General features: G+C 63.4%; 15 protein-coding genes. 8 read left to right on the top strand and 7 right to left on the bottom strand.

Annotated features, from left to right (window positions below):
• Nucleotides 1-47 precede the first annotated feature (47 nt).
• The 4 genes from kdpB to AB5Y70_RS16180 all read left to right on the top strand — a co-directional run bounded on the left by kdpB (nt 48) and on the right by AB5Y70_RS16180 (nt 6,105).
• Nucleotides 48-2,105 carry a potassium-transporting ATPase subunit KdpB gene (gene kdpB / locus AB5Y70_RS16165; RefSeq protein WP_049636912.1) on the top strand — a complete coding sequence of 686 codons (2,058 nt, stop codon included), beginning with the start codon at nt 48-50 and terminating at the stop codon, nt 2,103-2,105.
• A 59-nt stretch (nt 2,106-2,164) separates the two neighbouring features.
• Nucleotides 2,165-2,692 (top strand): potassium-transporting ATPase subunit C, encoded by a 528-nt coding sequence (locus tag AB5Y70_RS16170; RefSeq protein WP_049636913.1) that lies wholly within the window; start codon nt 2,165-2,167, stop codon nt 2,690-2,692.
• 102 nt (nt 2,693-2,794) lie between these two features.
• Nucleotides 2,795-5,383 (top strand): sensor histidine kinase KdpD, encoded by a 2,589-nt coding sequence (locus tag AB5Y70_RS16175; protein ID WP_102948982.1) that lies wholly within the window; start codon nt 2,795-2,797, stop codon nt 5,381-5,383.
• A gap of 38 nt (nt 5,384-5,421) precedes the next feature.
• Entirely contained in the window at nt 5,422-6,105 is a 684-nt protein-coding gene (locus AB5Y70_RS16180) for a response regulator (RefSeq protein WP_042879730.1), read from the top strand.
• Between the two features lie 4 nt (nt 6,106-6,109).
• On the opposite strand, the gene AB5Y70_RS16185 is transcribed toward AB5Y70_RS16180, so the two are convergent.
• On the bottom strand, nt 6,110-7,237 hold the full coding sequence (locus AB5Y70_RS16185; protein WP_102948981.1) for a multidrug effflux MFS transporter: 1,128 nt from the start codon (nt 7,235-7,237) through the stop codon (nt 6,110-6,112).
• Between the two features lie 92 nt (nt 7,238-7,329).
• Here AB5Y70_RS16185 and AB5Y70_RS16190 point away from each other — a divergent pair, with 92 nt between their 5' ends.
• Complete coding sequence (locus tag AB5Y70_RS16190; RefSeq protein ID WP_049637227.1) at nt 7,330-8,154, top strand: helix-turn-helix transcriptional regulator; 825 nt, start codon at nt 7,330-7,332, stop codon at nt 8,152-8,154.
• On the opposite strand, the gene AB5Y70_RS16195 is transcribed toward AB5Y70_RS16190, so the two are convergent.
• A complete protein-coding gene (locus tag AB5Y70_RS16195; protein ID WP_041214189.1) occupies nt 8,084-8,317 on the bottom strand; it encodes a hypothetical protein in 234 nt (77 codons plus the stop codon). The genes AB5Y70_RS16190 and AB5Y70_RS16195 overlap by 71 nt on opposite strands.
• Nucleotides 8,318-8,600: 283 nt before the next feature.
• Here AB5Y70_RS16195 and AB5Y70_RS16200 point away from each other — a divergent pair, with 283 nt between their 5' ends.
• A complete protein-coding gene (locus tag AB5Y70_RS16200; RefSeq protein WP_049637226.1) occupies nt 8,601-9,851 on the top strand; it encodes a valine--pyruvate transaminase in 1,251 nt (416 codons plus the stop codon).
• Nucleotides 9,852-9,924: 73 nt separating this feature from the next.
• Here the strand turns inward: AB5Y70_RS16200 and AB5Y70_RS16205 are convergent, their stop codons facing one another.
• A complete protein-coding gene (locus AB5Y70_RS16205) occupies nt 9,925-10,365 on the bottom strand; it encodes an Hsp20 family protein (RefSeq protein WP_010672292.1) in 441 nt (146 codons plus the stop codon).
• A 92-nt stretch (nt 10,366-10,457) separates the two neighbouring features.
• Nucleotides 10,458-10,871, bottom strand: coding sequence for an Hsp20 family protein (locus AB5Y70_RS16210; RefSeq protein WP_010672291.1), 414 nt, complete (start codon nt 10,869-10,871; stop codon nt 10,458-10,460).
• 256 nt (nt 10,872-11,127) lie between these two features.
• On the opposite strand from AB5Y70_RS16210, the gene AB5Y70_RS16215 reads away from it, so the two are divergent.
• The gene (locus AB5Y70_RS16215; RefSeq protein ID WP_049637225.1) at nt 11,128-11,898 is read left to right on the top strand and encodes an MBL fold metallo-hydrolase; all 771 of its coding nucleotides are present in this window, start codon (nt 11,128-11,130) and stop codon (nt 11,896-11,898) included.
• 85 nt (nt 11,899-11,983) lie between these two features.
• Entirely contained in the window at nt 11,984-12,949 is a 966-nt protein-coding gene (locus AB5Y70_RS16220) for a GlxA family transcriptional regulator (protein WP_049637224.1), read from the top strand.
• A 99-nt stretch (nt 12,950-13,048) separates the two neighbouring features.
• Here AB5Y70_RS16220 and gyrB read toward each other — a convergent pair whose 3' ends face one another.
• The 3 genes from gyrB to dnaN are packed head-to-tail and all read right to left on the bottom strand — an operon-like array spanning nt 13,049 to nt 17,666.
• On the bottom strand, nt 13,049-15,460 hold the full coding sequence (gene gyrB / locus AB5Y70_RS16225) for a DNA topoisomerase (ATP-hydrolyzing) subunit B (RefSeq protein ID WP_042879717.1): 2,412 nt from the start codon (nt 15,458-15,460) through the stop codon (nt 13,049-13,051).
• Nucleotides 15,457-16,560: a DNA replication/repair protein RecF gene (gene recF / locus AB5Y70_RS16230; protein ID WP_010672287.1), complete on the bottom strand. Its 1,104-nt coding sequence runs from the start codon at nt 16,558-16,560 to the stop codon at nt 15,457-15,459. The genes gyrB and recF overlap by 4 nt, the downstream gene beginning before the upstream one ends.
• Before the next feature lie 2 nt (nt 16,561-16,562).
• Nucleotides 16,563-17,666 carry a DNA polymerase III subunit beta gene (gene dnaN / locus AB5Y70_RS16235; RefSeq protein WP_039040646.1) on the bottom strand — a complete coding sequence of 368 codons (1,104 nt, stop codon included), beginning with the start codon at nt 17,664-17,666 and terminating at the stop codon, nt 16,563-16,565.
• Between the last annotated feature and the right edge of the window lie 23 nt (nt 17,667-17,689).

Below are 17,689 nucleotides of genomic sequence, written 5' to 3' on the forward strand. Positions count from 1 at the left end.
CTCCGACTGATCTGCGTGACCAACTATTCGATGCAGGGAGCTTTCCAATGAGCAAATCCGCTTCAATGAGCACCGACACCATTCAGGTGAAGGGCAAGAAACAGAAATCACAGATCCTGCAGGCCATGGTGGAAGCCCTCTATCGCTTCAACCCCAGGGCGCTGTTTGGCAGCCCCATCCTGTTCACCCTCTGGCTGGCGGCCGTGATGGCGACCCTGGAGTCGCTGCTGGGGCAGCCGCTCTCCGGCGTCGCCCCTTCGCTGGCCTGGCAGCTGACCGCCTGGCTCTGGCTCACCCTCTGGTTTGCCAACTTCGCCGAGACCCTGGCCGAGGGGCGCGGCAAGGCACGGGCCGACAGCCTGAAGGCCGGCATGAGCCAACTCAAGGCACGCCGGGTCACCAGCCCGCAGGATGACAAGGGCGAGTGGGTACCGGCCACCAGCCTGCTCAAGGGCGATCTGGTGCTGGTGCGCAGCGGCGAAATGATCCCCGCCGACGGCGAAGTGGTCGCCGGCATCGCCTCGGTTAACGAGGCGGCCATCACCGGCGAATCCGCCCCCGTCATCCGCGAGTCCGGCACCGACCGCAGCGGCGTGACCGGCAACACCACTGTCGTTTCCGACCAGATCTGGGTGCGTATCACCAACAACCCGGGCGAAAGTACCCTGGATCGCATGATTGCCCTGGTGGAAGGGGCCAAGCGGCAGAAGACCCCCAACGAGATGGCGCTGGACGCCCTGCTGGTGGGGCTGACCCTGATCTTCCTGCTGGTGGTGGCCACCCTGCCCTGGTTCCTCGACTACAACGGCACCCAGGTGCCCCGGCTCTATCTGCTGGCGCTGTTCATCACCCTGATCCCGACCACCATCGGCGGTCTGCTCTCCGCCATCGGTATCGCCGGCATGGACCGGCTGGTGAAGCTCAACGTGATCGCCAAGTCGGGCCGCGCGGTGGAAGCCGCCGGCGACGTGCGTACCCTGCTGCTGGACAAGACCGGCACCATCACCTTCGGCAACCGGATGGCGGACGAGCTGATCCCGGCCCCCGGCGTGGATCCCTCCCTGCTGGCCCAGGCCGCCATGCTGGCCTCGCTCGGTGACAATACCCCGGAGGGCAAATCCATCCTGACCCTGGCGAGCAAGAGCCACACCAGACCGAGCCAGCTGGAGAGCGACATCATCATCCCTTTCAGCGCCGAGACCCGGCTGAGCGGGCTGGATCGCAATGGCCATCACTATCGCAAGGGGGCGGTGGACGCCGTGCTGCACTACCTCTCCCTCGATCGCAAGGCGGTGCCCGAGCTCATCCTCAAATCGGTGGACAACATCGCCCGCCAGGGGGGTACCCCGCTGCTGGTCTGTACCCATGAGAAGCTGCTGGGGGTGGTGTTCCTCAAGGACATCATCAAGCCGGGTATCAAGGCCCGCTTCCAGATCCTGCGCCACATGGGGATCCGCACCGTGATGATCACCGGTGACAACCCGCTGACCGCCGCCGCCATCGCCGCCGAAGCCGGGGTGGACGACTTCATCGCCGAGGCGACGCCGGAGAAGAAACTGGCCTACATCCGTCAGGAGCAGGCCGACGGCCGGCTGGTGGCCATGTGCGGGGACGGCGCCAACGACGCACCAGCCCTGGCCCAGGCCGACGTGGGCCTGGCCATGAACGAGGGGACCCAGGCCGCCAAGGAGGCGGGCAACCTGGTGGATCTCGACTCCAACCCCACCAAGCTGCTGGACGTGGTGCTGGTGGGCAAGCAGCTGCTGGTGACCCGTGGCGCCCTGACCACCTTCTCCATCGCCAACGACGTGGCCAAGTACTTCGCCATCCTGCCGGCCCTGTTCATCGCCGCCTATCCACAGCTGGGGGCGCTGAACCTGATGCAGCTGGGCAGCCCCGAGAGCGCCATCCTGTCGGCCATCATCTTCAACGCCCTGATCATCGTCGCGCTGGTGCCGCTGGCCCTGCGCGGGGTCAGCCTGCAGGGCTCGGCCGCCAGCCTGCTGCGCCGCAACCTGCTGATCTACGGCGTCGGCGGCCTGATAGTGCCCTTCATAGGTATCAAGCTGATCGACCTGGTCATCACCGGCCTGGGGCTGGTGTAACGGCATTACCGGATGCGGGGCAGACCCGCATCCACCCAACGCATTTGGAGCAAAAAATCATGATAGCAATCAGAACCCTGCTGACCCTGACCCTGCTGCTGGGGGTGGCATATCCACTGGCCGTCACCGGGCTGGCCCAGCTGCTCTTCCCCTGGCAGGCCAACGGCAGCCTGCTCACCAACGCCAAACAGCAGGTGGTCGGCAGCGCCCTGCTGGCCCAGAAATTCGAGCGGGCCGACTACTTCCACTCCCGCCCCTCCGCCAGCGATTTCGCCACCATAGGTGGCGGCGGAAGCAACCTGGGGATGAGCTCGCCGCTACGGGCCGAGTTTGCCGCAGCGGCGGCCAGGGCGCAGCCGGAAGCCAGGGTCCCCGCCCTGCTGACCCGCTCCGCCTCCGGCCTCGATCCCCATCTGCCCCTCGATGCAGCGCTGGCCCAGGTGGATAGGGTCGCCGGGCAACGGGGGCTGGATCCCGTTCGGCTGACGGAGCAGGTCAAGTCGGCGGCACAAGCTGGTATCCTTGGCCCGCAGGTGGTCAACATTCTCCAGTTGAACCTGCAACTCGATCATCAAAAGGGCGCCTGAGGGCGCTCCTTGCCGTTCGGGAAGGCTCCCTTTCGACAACGGGGACAAGCATGAGCAATGAGGTCACGGCCGCGGTTCGGCCGATGCAACGGGAGCACGGGGATGCGTGATGAAGTGAGGGCGGACGCCCTGCTGGCGAGCCTGGAGCAGGAGCACAGGGGCAAGCTGAAGGTGTTTCTCGGCGCGGCCCCCGGCGTCGGCAAGACCTACGCCATGCTGCAGGCGGTGCGGGAGCAGGCCAGGGAGGGGGTCGACATCCTGATCGGGGTGGTGGAGACCCACGGTCGCCAAGAGACCCTGGCCCTGCTCGACAAGCTCGCCATCCAGCCGCGCAAGCTGCACCTGCACCGCCAGCAGCGACTGGAGGAGATGGATCTGGACGGTCTGCTGGCGCGAAAACCCGCCATCGCCGTGGTGGACGAGCTGGCCCACAGCAACGCCCCCGGCAGCCGCCACGAGAAGCGCTGGCAGGATGTGGAGGAGTTGCTCGGTGCCGGCATCGATGTCTACACCACCCTCAACGTGCAGCACCTGGAGAGCCTCAACGATCTGGTGTGGCAGCTGACCGGGGTCAGGGTCAAGGAGACCCTGCCGGATCAGGTGCTGCTGGAGGCCGACAGCCTAGTACTGATCGACCTCCCCCCCAAGGAGCTGCTCGGCCGCCTCAAGGAGGGCAAGGTCTATGTGCCCCACCAGGCCAAGGCCGCCCTGCAGTCCTTCTTCTCCCTCAACAACCTGACCGCCCTGCGGGAGCTGGCAATGCAGACCGCCGCCAGCCACGTGGAGGGGGATCTGCAGTTGCAGTGGCAGGCCGCCGGCAAGACCACCTTGCCGCTGCGGGGCAAACTGATGGTCTGCATCGGGGATGAGCACGGCGCCGCCCTGGTGCGTTACGGCCACCGCTTCGCCCAGCGCAGGCAACTGCCCTGGCTGGTGGTGCACATCGACAGCAAGGGGCAACGCTCCCCCGAGCTGGAGCAGGCGCTGGCCCTCGCCTCCCAACTGGGGGCCAGGGTGCTGACCCTCTCCAGCCCGGCCGTGGCCGATGCCCTGCTGGAAACCGCCGAACAGCAGCAGGTCTCCCAATTGCTGCTCGGCAAATCCCGCAACCCGCCCTGGCGTCGATCCCTGGTACAGCACCTGCTCAAACAGGCGCAGGGATTCGAGATCACGCTGGTGGATACCGAGAAGCGCAAGCCCGGCCTGACCCTACCTACGGCAGGCCCGGGTGAGCTTCGCCAGAGCCTGCTCGCGGTGGCCATCATGGGGGGGACCTCGGCCGTGGTCTGGGCCCTCTCCCACTGGCTGCCCCCCGCCTCCCTGCCCATGCTGTTCGTGCTGGGGGTGCTGGCCACCGCGCTCACCACCAGCCTGGTCCCCGCCATCCTGGCCGCCGTGCTGGGCTTCGTCGGCCACAATCTGCTGTTCACCTTCCCCTACTTCTCCCTGAGCGTGGCCAGCCACAGCGACCTGCTCACCCTGTTCGTGCTGCTCATCGTCGGCATCGCGGCCGGGCGCCTCGCCTCCCGCCAGCGTCAGCAGCTGGTCAGCCTGCGCGAGACCCAGCAGCTCGGTAACGCCCTGCTCTCCCTGAGCCAGGGACTGGCCACCGCCAGCAGCCCGGTGGACGTGCTGAGACAGGGAACCCAGGCCATCGCCCTCGCCCTTGGGCAGCCCGTGTTCGCGCTCGATGGGGATTACCAGTACCGGGCCGGTGACACCCAGACCGGGCCGGGCCAGACAGACAAGGCCGCCATTGACTGGTGCCTGGCCCAGAAACAGAGTGCCGGTGCCCATACCGCCACCCTCAACGCCGCCGAGGCCCAGTATCATCACCTCGGCGATGACCTGGTGCTGGGCATCCGGCTGGCCAGCCCGCTCACCTCCGCCGCCGAGCACCAGCTACAGGCCCTGCTCACCGATATCCGCGCCGCCCTGGCGCGGATCGATCTCAACGAGCGGCTGGCGGACAGCCAGTTGCAGGCGGAGACCGACCGGATGCGCGCGGCCCTGCTCTCCTCGGTCTCCCACGACCTGAAGACGCCGCTGGCCACCATCATGGGGGCTGGCAGCACCCTGCTGGAATACGGGGACCGGATAAGTGCGGAGGACCGCATCGAACTGCTGCACTCGGTGCAGGACGAGGCGCGCCGCCTGCACGGCTATGTGCAGAACCTGCTGGACATGACCCGCATCGGTTCACCGGATTTCCAGCTGAAACGGGATTGGGTCGACCTGGCGGACCTGGTGGAAAGCGCCCGCCGCCGGCTCGACTCCTCCTGGCGCCAGCACAAGCTGCTGGTGCACTTCGATCAGCAGATCCCCCGGCTCTATGTGCACGGCGCCCTGATCGAGCAGGTGCTGGTCAACATCCTCGACAACGCCTCCCGCTACTCACCGGCCGGCACCCCCATCGAGTTCAAGGTGATGCTGGCGGACCCCGACCTCATCATCGACATCATCGATATCGGGGTCGGCATCGCCGAGTCGGATCGGGACAAGATCTTCAATCTGTTCTACACCCAGCCGGTCGGTGACTGCGGCAGCCGCGGCACCGGGCTTGGCCTCGCCATTTCCCGCGCTATGATAGAGGTCCACGGCGGCCGCATCTGGGCATTCACCGGCCCCAACGGCAACGGCACCTGCATGCGCATCTCCCTGCCGCTGGCCCTCAACGCACCGGCGGCCTGATGGTCGCCGCCCTTTTCAATCAGCAAACGGGAGGCTGAATGGCTCACATACTGGTCATCGACGACGAGGCGGCCATCCGCCGTTTTTTGCGGATCAGCCTGATCGCCGAAGGACATCAGGTGAGCGAGGCGGTCGGCGTCACCGAGGGGATGGCGCAGTATCGCCACCTCAACCCCGACCTGGTGATCCTGGATCTGGGCCTGCCGGACGGTGATGGCATCCAAATCCTGCACGCCATCCGCGAGCATCACGCCAATCCCGTGCTGGTGCTCTCGGCGCGGGACTCGGAGCAGGAGAAGGTGCGGCTGCTGGATGCGGGGGCCAACGACTACATGAGCAAGCCGTTCGGCGTCGGGGAGATGATGGCCCGTATCCGGGTGCTGCTGCGCCAGCGAGTCGGTGCCACCAGCGGCGAGTGTCGACACTTCCCCCAGTGTGGCCTGACCCTGGACAGCAGCAGCCACAAGGTGACCCTGCAGGGCGAGGAGATCCCCCTCTCCCGCAAGGAGTTCGCCCTGTTGCAGGCGCTGGTGTGCCACCCCGGCAAGCTGGTGCAACAGACCCAGCTGCTCATCGACATCTGGGGACCTAGCCACAAGGAAGATACCCACTACCTGCGCATCGTCATCGCCAGCCTGCGCAAGAAGCTGGGAGATAACCCCCAGCAACCCACCCTGATCGAAACTGAAGCCGGCATCGGCTACCGTTTTATCGGCAGCTGATGTTTCACGTGGAACGACGCCAACCGCAGCACAGTGCCAGCAGACCGCATCCCCCGAGCAGCAGTCCGAGATCCTGCAAGCTGGCTGCAACCGCCAACCCCAGGCTGAGCAGCAGGTAGTAACCGAGCCCGAACAGGGCCCCGGCACTGCCCGCCACCTCCCGATAGGCCAGCAGTGCCTGGCTCAGCACATTGGGGATAGCCAGCCCGAACGCGATCACCACTCCCGTCATGGGCAGCAGAAACCAGAGCGATGCCTGACTGGCCCACACCAGCCAACTCGAACCCGACGCCAGCACGGCGGCGAGCCGGATCAGCGAGGCAGGCGTCCAGCCACGCCCCAACAGACGCTTGTTGAGCAGGCTGCCCACCAGGGTTGCCAGCGCCAGCACGATGCCGGAGTAACCAAACTCGCCCGCGCTCAGCCCCAGACCGGCAAACAGAAACGGCGCCAGGCTGTAGTAGCCGAACAGCATGGTGTTGAACAAGGCGACCAGGGCGGCGCTGCGCCACAAGACGGTATCACGCACCATCCGGCAGGCCAGCGGCCAGAGTGCGACCCTCTGGGTGATGGCCGGGCGGGTTTCCGGCAGTTGCCAGCAAGTGACCAGCAGCAATCCAACTGCCAATACCAGCAGGGCGCCGAATACCCCGAGATAACCCAAGCCATCAGCCAGCAGGCCACCGCTCACCAGCCCCAGCACCGGGCTCAGGGAGAGCGCGATGCCCATCACCGAAAAGACCCGCGCCAGATCGCTGCCCTGATAGCTGTCGCGCAGCATGGTCTGGGTCACCACGGAACCCACGGCGGCGCCGAAGGCCGCGATGACCCGGGCCAGCAGCAGGGTTTCAAATTGAGTGGCCAGCAACGCCAGCAGGGTGCCGGCGCCATAGGTCAGCAGCCCCGCCAGCATGGCGGGACGCCGCCCGATGAGATCGCACAACCTGCCCCAGCAGACCACGCCCGCCGCAAACGCCAGAAAATAGACCGACAGGGTCTGGGACGCCTGCCCCTCGCTCACCCGAAACTCAGTGGCGATATGGGTCAGCACCGGGCTGTAGATGGTCTCCACTATCTGGGGAAACATCATCAATCCGACCACCAGCCAGCGCGGTGGCAACCTGTTGTTCATGACACACCTCCTTCACAAGAGGTCGCCATTCTAGAGAGGGATAACTTGTCCGATTACAATAAGGCGGACTATAAACAGCAAGAATCGGACACATGGCCTTTATTCTTCCCGATCACCCCTTTGATCCGGACCAGCACGACGGCAGCGCCATCGGTATTGCCACCGCCCTCGGCTGGCACGACTCCGGCCGCCATCAGCACCAGCGCCACCAGCTGCTGTTCGCCCAGGCAGGCTGCATGACCATAGAGCTGGACGATCAGGTCTGCCTGCTGCCGCCGACGCGAGCGGCCTGGTTGCCAGCGGGTCTGCCCCACCGGGTGTTGATGCGCGGAGTTGTGGCCTATCGCTCCCTCTACTTCCAGCCGGAGCCCGAGTTGCCAAACGAGATGGCGGTGCTGGCGGTCAACCCGCTGCTGCGGGAGATCATCGAGCGGATGGCGCTCTGGCCCTGGGACAAGCCGGAAGCAGAGCAAACCTGCACACTGGCATTATTGAAAGAAGAGCTGGCGCAAGCGCCGCGAGAATCCTGGCAGTTGCCGCTGCCGTCAGACGGGCGTCTGACCGGCTGGCTGCAGGAGATAAAGCGGGGTGACACCCTGCCCGATCGGCTCAACCGGCTGGCCGAGCGGGTGGGTGCCAGTGACAAGACCATAGGCCGCATCTTCATGCGGGAGACCGGCATGAGCTACCAGGCCTGGCGCCAGCAGTGGCGACTGCTGCGGGCCATGGAACTGCTGGCCGAAGCCGAGCCCATCAGCCGGGTGGCCGCTGCCCTGGAGTTCGCCAGCGACAGCGCCTTCATCGCCTTCTTCAGGCAGCACACGGGGCAGACCCCCTTGCGCTACCTCAACTCTCGGGATGAGTCGCATCGGCCGAGCTCGCCTCCACCACCAGGGTCTCCAGGGCCAGCGGCTTGAGGTTGTGGATGGCCTCTGCCACCACGTCATGGGAGGCCTGCTGCTGCAAGGCCAGCATCTCCTGCTGCAGGGCGGCGCTGTCCAGCTCGGGTCTGGGGTTCTCGGCGGCCATGGCATTCAGGCTCAGGCTGCTGGCAATCAGGGTAGCGATCAGGATCTTCATCTGGCGTGCTCCGGTGTGGTTGAGATGACCACATAACTATTCCAATAGTTGTGCCAGATTTATAACAGCATGATTTTATTGACATAAATAATTTTTTGATGCTACCACCCCTCTTCCTGAATCGAATGTTGGTTATTTTAAAACCTATAAATGGTTTTTTTTACCACCTCCATCATGGCAACCCTGTTCCACGTGAAACGCCCCGTTTTTTTGATCGACACCCGCTTTTGAAGTGAGCTATGGTGCTAGCTCCCCCCTTAACTGACTCTGGATTTGCCACCGAATGGAATTCTCCTTGTTCGGCGAGAAGTTCACTCGCCACGCCGGTATTACCCAACTCATGGACGACCTCAATCAAGGGCTGCTGAATCCCGACGCCATCATGCTGGGAGGCGGCAATCCGGCCCCCATCCCCGCCATGCTGGAACGCTTTCAGGCCGAGGCCAACACCCTGCTCGACAACGGCGAACTGATCAAGGCCATGGCCAACTACGATGGCCCCCAGGGCAAAGACAGGTTCACCAAGGCGCTGGCCGCCCTGCTCAGCAAGGAGCTGGGCTGGGAAATCTCCGCCCGCAACATCGCCCTGACCAACGGCAGCCAGAACGCCTTCTTCTATCTGTTCAATCTGCTGGCCGGCGAGTTCGCCGACGGTCGCAAGAAGAAGGTGCTGTTCCCCCTGGCCCCCGAATACATCGGCTATGCCGACTCGGCCCTCTCGGACGATCATTTCGTCGCCTACAAACCCACCATCGAGAAGCTGCCCGACGGCCAGTTCAAATACCACGTGGATTTCGAGAGCCTGCAGGTGGGCGACGACATCGGGGTGATCTGTGTCTCCCGGCCGACCAACCCCACCGGCAACGTGCTCACCGACGAGGAGATCGAGCACCTCGATCAGATCGCCCGTGACAAAGGGATCCCGCTGCTCATCGACAATGCCTACGGCGTGCCCTTCCCCGGCATCATCTTCAGCGACGCCAAGCCGTTCTGGAACGCCAATACCATCCTCTGCATGAGCCTCTCCAAGCTCGGCCTGCCGGGCACCCGTTGCGGCATCGTCATTGCCGACGAGAAGATCATCCGGGCCATCACCAACCTGAGCGGCATCATCAATCTGGCGCCGGGCAGCCTGGGTCCGGCCATCACCATTTCGATGATCGAGAGCGGTGACATCATCACCCTGAGCGAACAGGTGGTGAAACCCTTCTACCAGCAGAAAGCCACCTTCGCGGTCCAGCTGCTGCGCGAGGCCATTCCGGATCCGCGCTTCCACATCCACAAGCCGGAGGGAGCCCTCTTCCTCTGGCTCTGGTTCGAAGACCTGCCGATCCACTGCCAGGAGCTGTATGAGCGACTGAAGGCGAAGAACCTGCTGATCGTGCCCGGCCACTACTTCTTCCCCGGCATCGACGACCCCGAGTGGCGCCACAGCCAGGAGTGCATCCGCCTCAACTATGCCCAGAGCGAAGATCTGGTGCGTCGTGGCATCGCCATCCTGGCCGACGAGATCAACGCCCTCTACGCCGGTTGATTTCCCCTTCGGCATGAAAAAAAGAGGCCTGCAGATGCAGGCCTCTTTTCTATCAGGTGGTCAGCGATGTTGTTTAACCGGGCAGTGCCAGCTGATCGGGTTTGCCGATGGGGATGGCGCGGGGCTTGAGCGCTTCCGGCAGCTCCCGGGCCAGCTCTATGGTCAGCAGACCGTGCTCCAACCTGGCCCCCTGCACTTCCACGTGCTGGCTCAGCTTGAAGGCGAGCTCGAAGTCCCGCTCGGCGATCCCCTGATGGAGGAATTGGCGCTCGCCCATGGTGGCGACCTTGCGCCCCTTCACCTTGAGGGTGCCATTTTCGGTCTCCAGCTCCAGCTCATTGCGATCGAAACCGGCCACGGCAACCGTGATGAGGTAGCTGTCGTGATCCCGCTTTTCGATGTTGTACGGGGGGTAGGCCGAGGTCTTCTGATCGAACAGGCCTTCCAGCTCGCGGGCCATCCGCTCGAAGCCGACGGCATTGGAATAGAGATGAGAAAAATCGAGGTTACGCATGATCCTATCCTTCTATAAAGCAACAGGGTTTACTCTCCACGGGCCCGCCATCGGCACCCGGGAAACATCAGCAATGCAACGAGGTCAGGCTGTCAGCCGTTGATCTCGATCTTGCGGGGCTTCATCGCCTCGGGCACTTCGCGCACCAGGTCGATGTGCAGCAGACCGTTCTTCAGGTCGGCCCCCTTCACCCGCACGTAGTCGGCCAGCTGGAAGCGACGCTCGAAGCCGCGTTCAGCAATGCCTTGGTAGAGGTAGTTGCGCTCGGTGTCGGCCTGCTTGCTGCCCTTCACCGTCAGCAGATTTTCCTGGAAGCTCAGCTCCAGCTCTTCCTGGGTAAAGCCCGCCACCGCCATGCTGATGCGGTAGTCGCTGTCACCCAGCTGCTCGATGTTGTAGGGGGGATAGCCGGCATTGCCATTGCTGGCGGCAGATTCGATGAGAGTGGCCAGACGATCGAAACCGATGGCAGAACGATAGAGCGGAGAAAAGTCGATAGAACGCATAGTATTACCCTCTTGTGAGCGATAACGGATTGTTTGCCCTCCTGATGGACGGGCGCCTGGTCGAAACCTCTGTCGAGCGTTCCGGCCTTGTTATCTATATAGGGGCCAGCATTTGGCTTTCAAGGGGTAAAAACAAAAGAAATGCAGGCCATCAAAAATGGCCCGATTAGATCGATAATAGGCCTGCGGGCCACTCATGATCCGTCCCTCATCCCTCCATACTGGCCGTGTCCCCAACGAGAAACCGGAGCACGTCATGAAGATTACCCAGGTTCGCAACGCCACCCTGCTCATCCACTACGCAGGAACCCGCTTCCTCATCGACCCCATGCTGGCCCCCAAGGGGAGCTACCCCGGCTTCGAAGGCATGGCCAACAGCCATCTTCGCAACCCCTTGGTCGAGCTGCCGCTGCCCATGGCGACCCTGCTGGAGGTGGATGCGGTGATTGTCACCCATGACCATCTGGATCACTGGGACGATGTCGCGAAAGCGAAGATCCCCAGGCACCTTCCCCTGTTCGTGCAGCATCAGAAAGATGCCGACACCATGAGGGGATGCGGCTTCGAGGATGTGCGCCTGCTGGGCGAGGTCGGCGAGTTCGCCGGCATCCGCCTGCAACAGACGGAAGGCCGGCACGGCAGCGATACCATCATGGCCCTGCTGGGGGATCGCCTTGGCGAGGTCAGCGGAGTGGTCTTCTCCCATCCCGCCGAAAAGACCCTCTATCTGGCCGGCGACACCGTCTGGAATGCCCAGGTTGAACAAGCGCTGCACCGGCACCAACCCGAGGTCGTTGTCCTCAACTGCGGTGATGCCCAGGTGACGGGTCTGGGCGCCATCATCATGGGCAAGGAGGATGTGGCCGCCGTCTATCAGGCCGCCCCGCAGGCCACCCTGATCGCCAGCCACATGGAGGCGGTCAATCATGCCCTGCTGTCACGGCGGGAGCTGCGCGACTACCTGGACAGCCAGGGGATGGCCGCCCGGGTAAGGGTGCCCGAGGATGGCGACACCATGCTGCTCTGAGCGAGAGGCCAGGCACCACATGGCCCTTCGGCTTTCTGTTGCTGCCCCGTATGATGGGGATCCGAGTGCAAAGGAGTCTGCCACCATGCCCCGTCCTCTCATCGTCGCCGTCATCACCTTCGATCGCTTCAGCCCCTTTCACTGCTCGGTGCCCTGCCTCATCTTTGGCGACAAGATGATGCCGGGCCAGTCGTTGTTCGAGCTGAGACTCTGCGCCGGGGATGACACGCGGCAACCCGCCTCCTCCCAGGGCTTTCGCATGGAGGCCGACTATGGCCTGGAGGGTCTGCTGGAGGCGGATATCATCATCATCCCCTTCTGGCGCGATCCGGCCGAGCGCCCCGCCCAACCCCTGCTCGATGCCCTGGTTGCCGCCCGGATCAGGGGAGCCCAGATCGTGGGGCTCTGTCTCGGCACCTATGTGCTGGCCTATGCCGGCCTGCTGGACGGGCGCGGTGCCGCCACCCACTGGGAATTTGAACAGGAGTTCGTCCAGCGCTTCCCCCGGGTGCGGCTCGATACCAATGCCCTCTACGTCGACGACGACGGGCTCATCACCTCGGCTGGCACCGCCGCCAGCCTGGACTGCTGCCTCTATCTGGTTCGCCAGCATCTCGGCAGCCAGATTGCCAACAAGCTGGCCAGGCGGCTGGTGGTGCCTCCCCACCGGGAGGGTGGCCAGGCCCAGTTCATCGAGCAGCCGGTACCCGCCTCCACCCGGGATGCCAGGATCAACCAGCTGTTCGATCACCTGCGCCTGCACCTGGCCGCGCCCCACACCCTGGACAGCCTGGCGGAACATTGCATGATGAGCCGACGCACCTTTAGCCGCCGCTTCCAGCTCGCCACCGGTCTCTCCCTCGGGGAGTGGCTGATGGCGGAGCGCCTGCGCCGCAGCCAGACGCTGCTGGAGTCCAGCGCCCACACCGTGGAACGCATCGCCGAACTGGTGGGGCTCGGGTCTGCCACCATATTGCGCAAGCACTTTCGCGCCCGCTTCGGGGTGTCGCCGCGGGAGTGGCGCCGCACCTTTCGCGGTGACAGAGTCTAGGTCCCTCATGTTTCACGTGGAACGCGCCCTCTCCCTTCCATCCAGAAAACAAAAAGCCGCTCACGAGGAGCGGCTTTTGATGGTTGTCGGACCGTCTAATTAGACGTCGAGGTTGGCAACCCGCAGGGCGTTGGTCTCGATAAAGTCGCGACGGGGCTCTACGGCGTCACCCATCAGGGTGGAGAAGAGCTGGTCGGCGCCGACCGCATCGTCGATGGTGACACGCAGCATGCGACGGGCTTCCGGATCCATGGTGGTTTCCCACAGCTGCTCCGGGTTCATCTCGCCCAGCCCTTTATAGCGCTGGATGTAGATGCCACGCTTGCCTTCGCCCATCAGCCACTCGACCGCTTCAACGAAGCTGGCGACCGGCTTCACCTTCTCGCCACGCTTGATGTAACCGCCTTCCTCGATCAGGTTGGCGATCTCCTTGCCCAGGGAGACCAGCTGACGGTACTCGGAGGATTGCAGGAAGTCGTAGCTGAGCGGGTATTCGCGATCAACCCCGTGCTGGCGTACCACGGCGTGGGGCACGAACAGGCTGCGCTCCTCGTCGCGGCGTACCTGCATCTGGTACTGGATGCCATGGTTGCTCTCGTTGAGCACGGCTTCCATGCTCTGGCACCAGGTCTGCAGATCGCTCTCGCTGGCCAGCAGGGTTTCGTTCAACTCAGGCTGATAGATCAGCTGGGTCAGCACGGCTTCCGGGGCGCGACGGGACATGCGGGTGATGAGGTGAGTCACGGCGCGATGCTGGTTGACCAGACGCTCCAGCGCCTCGCCACCGATGGCCGGGGCAGATTCGTTGACGTGCAGGGTCGCACCGTCCAGCGCCATGGCGGTCTGGTACTGCAACAATGCGTCTTCGTCTTTCAGGTACTGCTCCTGCTTGCCCTTCTTCACCTTGTAGAGCGGCGGCTGGGCGATGAAGACATAGCCACGCTCGATGATTTCCGGCATCTGACGATAGAAGAAGGTCAGCAGCAGGGTACGGATGTGCGCACCATCGACGTCCGCATCCGTCATGATGATGATGTTGTGATAGCGCAGCTTGTCCGGGTTGTACTCGTCGCGACCGATGCCACAGCCCAGAGCGGTGATCAGGGTGCCCACCTCCTGGGAGGAGATCATCTTGTCGAAACGGGCCTTCTCCACGTTCAGGATCTTGCCCTTGAGGGGCAGGATGGCCTGGTTCTTCCGGTTGCGACCCTGCTTGGCGGAACCGCCAGCAGAGTCCCCTTCCACGATGTAGAGTTCGGAGAGCGCCGGGTCTTTCTCCTGACAGTCCGCCAGCTTGCCGGGCAGACCGGCGATATCCAGCGCGCCCTTGCGGCGGGTCAGTTCGCGGGCCTTGCGGGCCGCTTCGCGGGCACGGGCCGCATCGATGATCTTGTTGACCACGATCTTGGCGTCGCCCGGGTTTTCCAGCAGGAAGTCCGCCAGCTTCTCGCCCATCGCCTGTTCCACGGCGGTCTTCACCTCGGACGAGACCAGCTTGTCCTTGGTCTGGGAGGAGAACTTAGGGTCAGGCACCTTGACGGAGATAACGGCAATCAGACCTTCACGGACGTCGTCACCACTGGCGGCGGACTTGGCCTTCTTGCTGTAGTCCTCCTTGTCCATGTAGTTGTTCAGCGTCCGGGTCAACGCGGTACGGAAGCCCACCAGGTGGGTGCCACCATCCCGCTGCGGAATGTTGTTGGTGAAGCAGTAGACCCCTTCCTGATAGGCGTCGTTCCACTGCATGGCGACTTCGACACCGATGCCGTCCTGCTCGGTGGTGAAGTGGAACACCTTGGGGTGGATCGGGGTCTTGTTCTGGTTCAGGTACTCGACGAAGGCCTTGATGCCCCCTTCGTAGCAGAAGTGCGCCTCGCGGCCGTCACGCTCGTCCATCAGACGGATGGAGACGCCGGAGTTGAGGAAGGAGAGCTCGCGCAGACGCTTGGCCAGGATCTCGTAGTGGAACAGGGTGTCGCTGAAGATGGTCGGGCTCGGCCAGAAGCGAACTTCGGTCCCGGTGCCGGTGCTGTCACCAATCTGCTTGAGGGGGGCCTGCGGCTCGCCCAGGTGATAGGTCTGCTCGTAGACATGACCGTTGCGGCGGATGGTCAGCAGCAGCTTGTCGGAAAGCGCGTTCACCACGGAGACGCCCACACCGTGCAGACCGCCGGACACCTTGTAGGAGTTGTCATCGAATTTGCCACCGGCGTGCAGCACGGTCATGATGACTTCGGCGGCGGAGCGGCCCTCTTCCGGGTGGATGTCCACCGGAATGCCGCGACCGTTGTCGCGCACGGAGACGGAGCCGTCGGAATGGATCTTGACCTGGATATCGGAGCAGTAGCCAGCCAGAGCCTCGTCGATGGAGTTGTCGACGACCTCGAACACCATGTGATGCAGGCCCGATCCATCGTCCGTATCGCCGATATACATCCCCGGGCGCTTGCGGACCGCATCCAGGCCCTTGAGCACCTTGATATTCGAGGAGTCGTAAGTATTTTCACTCATAGCTTACTCTCTGCCTTCTCTAACGTTTCGGAGATCTTGCCTTGTTCCACGTGGAACAGCTTGCAGTCACTCGCATCCATCATGTCTGCGAGCTGACCGGTATCGATGGCGGTGATGAACACCTGGGACGCGCACTGCTTCAGCCTTGCGGCCAGCAGACGACGTTTGTCGACATCCAGTTCAGAGGCAAAATCATCAATTAAAAAAATACAGCCGCGGCTGCTATGTTGATTCAAATAGAGCCCTTGGGCCAGTCGCATGGCACAGACCAGCAACTTCAGCTGACCCCTGGACAAAATATCCTGCGCGGGGACGCCGTTCGCCTTGAGCCGCACGTCCGCCTTCTGCGGACCGACCCCAGTGTACCCCAGCGAACGATCCCGTTCGAACCCCGCCTCCAGCAATGCATCGAGGGGAGTGTCTTTTTCCCAGCCTCGATAGAATCCAAGACTGATATCGAACTCCGGCAGAAAATCTGCCGTCATCTCCTTGATCAGGGGTGTAATGGCCTGACAATAACTGGCGCGAAAACCCGCCAGCTCGCCACCCAGTCGCACTAGCTCCTGATCCCAGAACGCCAGTTGACGATACTGGGTGCTCTGGCGCAGCAAGGCATTGCGCTGCTTCAGCAGCCGACGCACCCGCCCCCAGAGGGAGAAGAAGGTCGGCTCCTGATGGAAAACACCCCAGTCGAGCCAGGCCCGGCGAGCCTGGGGCCCACCGGTCAGCAGGCTGAAACCATCGGGGTGGATCAACTGTACCGGCAACAGCTCCGCCAGATCGGCCAGGCGCTGGGCCTGGGCACCGGCGATCTTGAGCTGGGTTTCGCCCCCCTTGTCCTTGGCAAGCCCGATGGGCACCTGACGCCCCTCCAGCTCGCACTGGGCAAACAGGGTAAAGGCCCGCTCGCCCTGGCGGATGACCCGCCCGGTCAAATGGGTACGAAACGAGCGGCCGAGACCAAGGTAATGAATGGCTTCCAGCACGCTGGTCTTGCCGCTGCCGTTACTCCCGACCAGGATATTGAGGCCGGGAGACAGCGCGAGACTGGCGTGCTGAATATTGCGAAAGTCGCTGAGCTGGAGTTTGACCAGGGACACGACTAGATCCGCATCGGCATCACCACGTACTGGGCATCTTGGTTCTCAAAATCCTCAATAATGGCGCTGCTGATGGAATCGCTCAGGCTGATCCGGATTTGGTCACATTTTAACGTATTCAACACGTCCAGCACATAGGAGACGTTGAAGCCGATCTCCATCTCGCCAGCGGCGTATTGTACGTCAAGCAGCTCTTCGGCTTCTTCCTGTTCCGGGTTGTTGGCGGTGATGCGCAGCAGGTTTTCCTGCAGATTGAGACGCACCCCACGGAATTTCTCGTTGGAGAGGATGGCGGCACGAGCAAAGGCCTGGCGCAGATCCTCGCGACCGGCGATCAGGGCCTTATCGCTCCCTCTCGGGATGACGCGGCGCCAGTCCGGGAAACGGCCATCCACCAGCTTGGAGGTGAAGATGAAGCCATCCAGGGCGGCGCGCAGGTTGCTACGGCCCACTTGCAGCCGTACCGGCTTGTCTTCTGCTTCCAGCAGGCGCACCAGCTCCAGCACCCCTTTGCGCGGCAGGATGACCTGATGATCGGGCAACGATTCCCCCACCACCTCGCGGCGGCAGGTGGCCAGCCGGTGACCGTCCGTCGCCACGGTACGCAGGCCGTGTCCTTCGCTCTCGAACAGCATGCCGTTCAGGTAGTAGCGCACGTCCTGGCTCGCCATGGAGAACTGGGTCGCGTCGATGAGTTTTTTCAGCTCCAGCTGGCTGATGTCGAACTCGAGCACGGATTCCCAATCCTCGATGTTCGGGTATTCGGTCGCCGGCAGGGTCGACAGGTTGAAGCGGGAGCGACCGGAACGGATGATGAGGCGCTCTCCCTCGGTGCTGAGGCGGATCTCCGCCCCCTCCGGCAGACCGCGACAGATGTCCAGCAGCTTGCGCGCCGGCACAGTGGTGCGGCCATCCTGGCTGTCGCTGTTGAGATAGACCTGTCCGATCATCTCCACCTCGAGATCGGTCCCGGTCAGCGACAGCAGGCCATTGCTGACATCGAGCAGGACGTTGCCGAGGATGGGCAGGGTCGGCCGGCCACCCAGGGCACCGGACACCAGTTGCAGGGGACGTAACAGGGCCTCACGGCTAATTTCGAGCTGCATCTGTGCTCTCCGTTGTTATTGGG

Source organism: Aeromonas sp. s1(2024) (genome assembly GCF_040908005.1).
Lineage (GTDB): Bacteria > Pseudomonadota > Gammaproteobacteria > Enterobacterales > Aeromonadaceae > Aeromonas > Aeromonas caviae.

What these genes read in the sequence shown, in the direction of transcription:
- kdpB (WP_049636912.1), top strand. Translation starts at nt 48, where the DNA reads ATGAGCAAATCCGCTTCAATGAGCACCGACACCATTCAGGTGAAGGGC.
- AB5Y70_RS16170 (WP_049636913.1), top strand. Translation starts at nt 2,165, where the DNA reads ATGATAGCAATCAGAACCCTGCTGACCCTGACCCTGCTGCTGGGGGTG.
- AB5Y70_RS16175 (WP_102948982.1), top strand. Translation starts at nt 2,795, where the DNA reads ATGCGTGATGAAGTGAGGGCGGACGCCCTGCTGGCGAGCCTGGAGCAG.
- AB5Y70_RS16180 (WP_042879730.1), top strand. Translation starts at nt 5,422, where the DNA reads ATGGCTCACATACTGGTCATCGACGACGAGGCGGCCATCCGCCGTTTT.
- AB5Y70_RS16185 (WP_102948981.1), bottom strand. Translation starts at nt 7,237, where the DNA reads ATGAACAACAGGTTGCCACCGCGCTGGCTGGTGGTCGGATTGATGATG.
- AB5Y70_RS16190 (WP_049637227.1), top strand. Translation starts at nt 7,330, where the DNA reads ATGGCCTTTATTCTTCCCGATCACCCCTTTGATCCGGACCAGCACGAC.
- AB5Y70_RS16195 (WP_041214189.1), bottom strand. Translation starts at nt 8,317, where the DNA reads ATGAAGATCCTGATCGCTACCCTGATTGCCAGCAGCCTGAGCCTGAAT.
- AB5Y70_RS16200 (WP_049637226.1), top strand. Translation starts at nt 8,601, where the DNA reads ATGGAATTCTCCTTGTTCGGCGAGAAGTTCACTCGCCACGCCGGTATT.
- AB5Y70_RS16205 (WP_010672292.1), bottom strand. Translation starts at nt 10,365, where the DNA reads ATGCGTAACCTCGATTTTTCTCATCTCTATTCCAATGCCGTCGGCTTC.
- AB5Y70_RS16210 (WP_010672291.1), bottom strand. Translation starts at nt 10,871, where the DNA reads ATGCGTTCTATCGACTTTTCTCCGCTCTATCGTTCTGCCATCGGTTTC.
- AB5Y70_RS16215 (WP_049637225.1), top strand. Translation starts at nt 11,128, where the DNA reads ATGAAGATTACCCAGGTTCGCAACGCCACCCTGCTCATCCACTACGCA.
- AB5Y70_RS16220 (WP_049637224.1), top strand. Translation starts at nt 11,984, where the DNA reads ATGCCCCGTCCTCTCATCGTCGCCGTCATCACCTTCGATCGCTTCAGC.
- gyrB (WP_042879717.1), bottom strand. Translation starts at nt 15,460, where the DNA reads ATGAGTGAAAATACTTACGACTCCTCGAATATCAAGGTGCTCAAGGGC.
- dnaN (WP_039040646.1), bottom strand. Translation starts at nt 17,666, where the DNA reads ATGCAGCTCGAAATTAGCCGTGAGGCCCTGTTACGTCCCCTGCAACTG.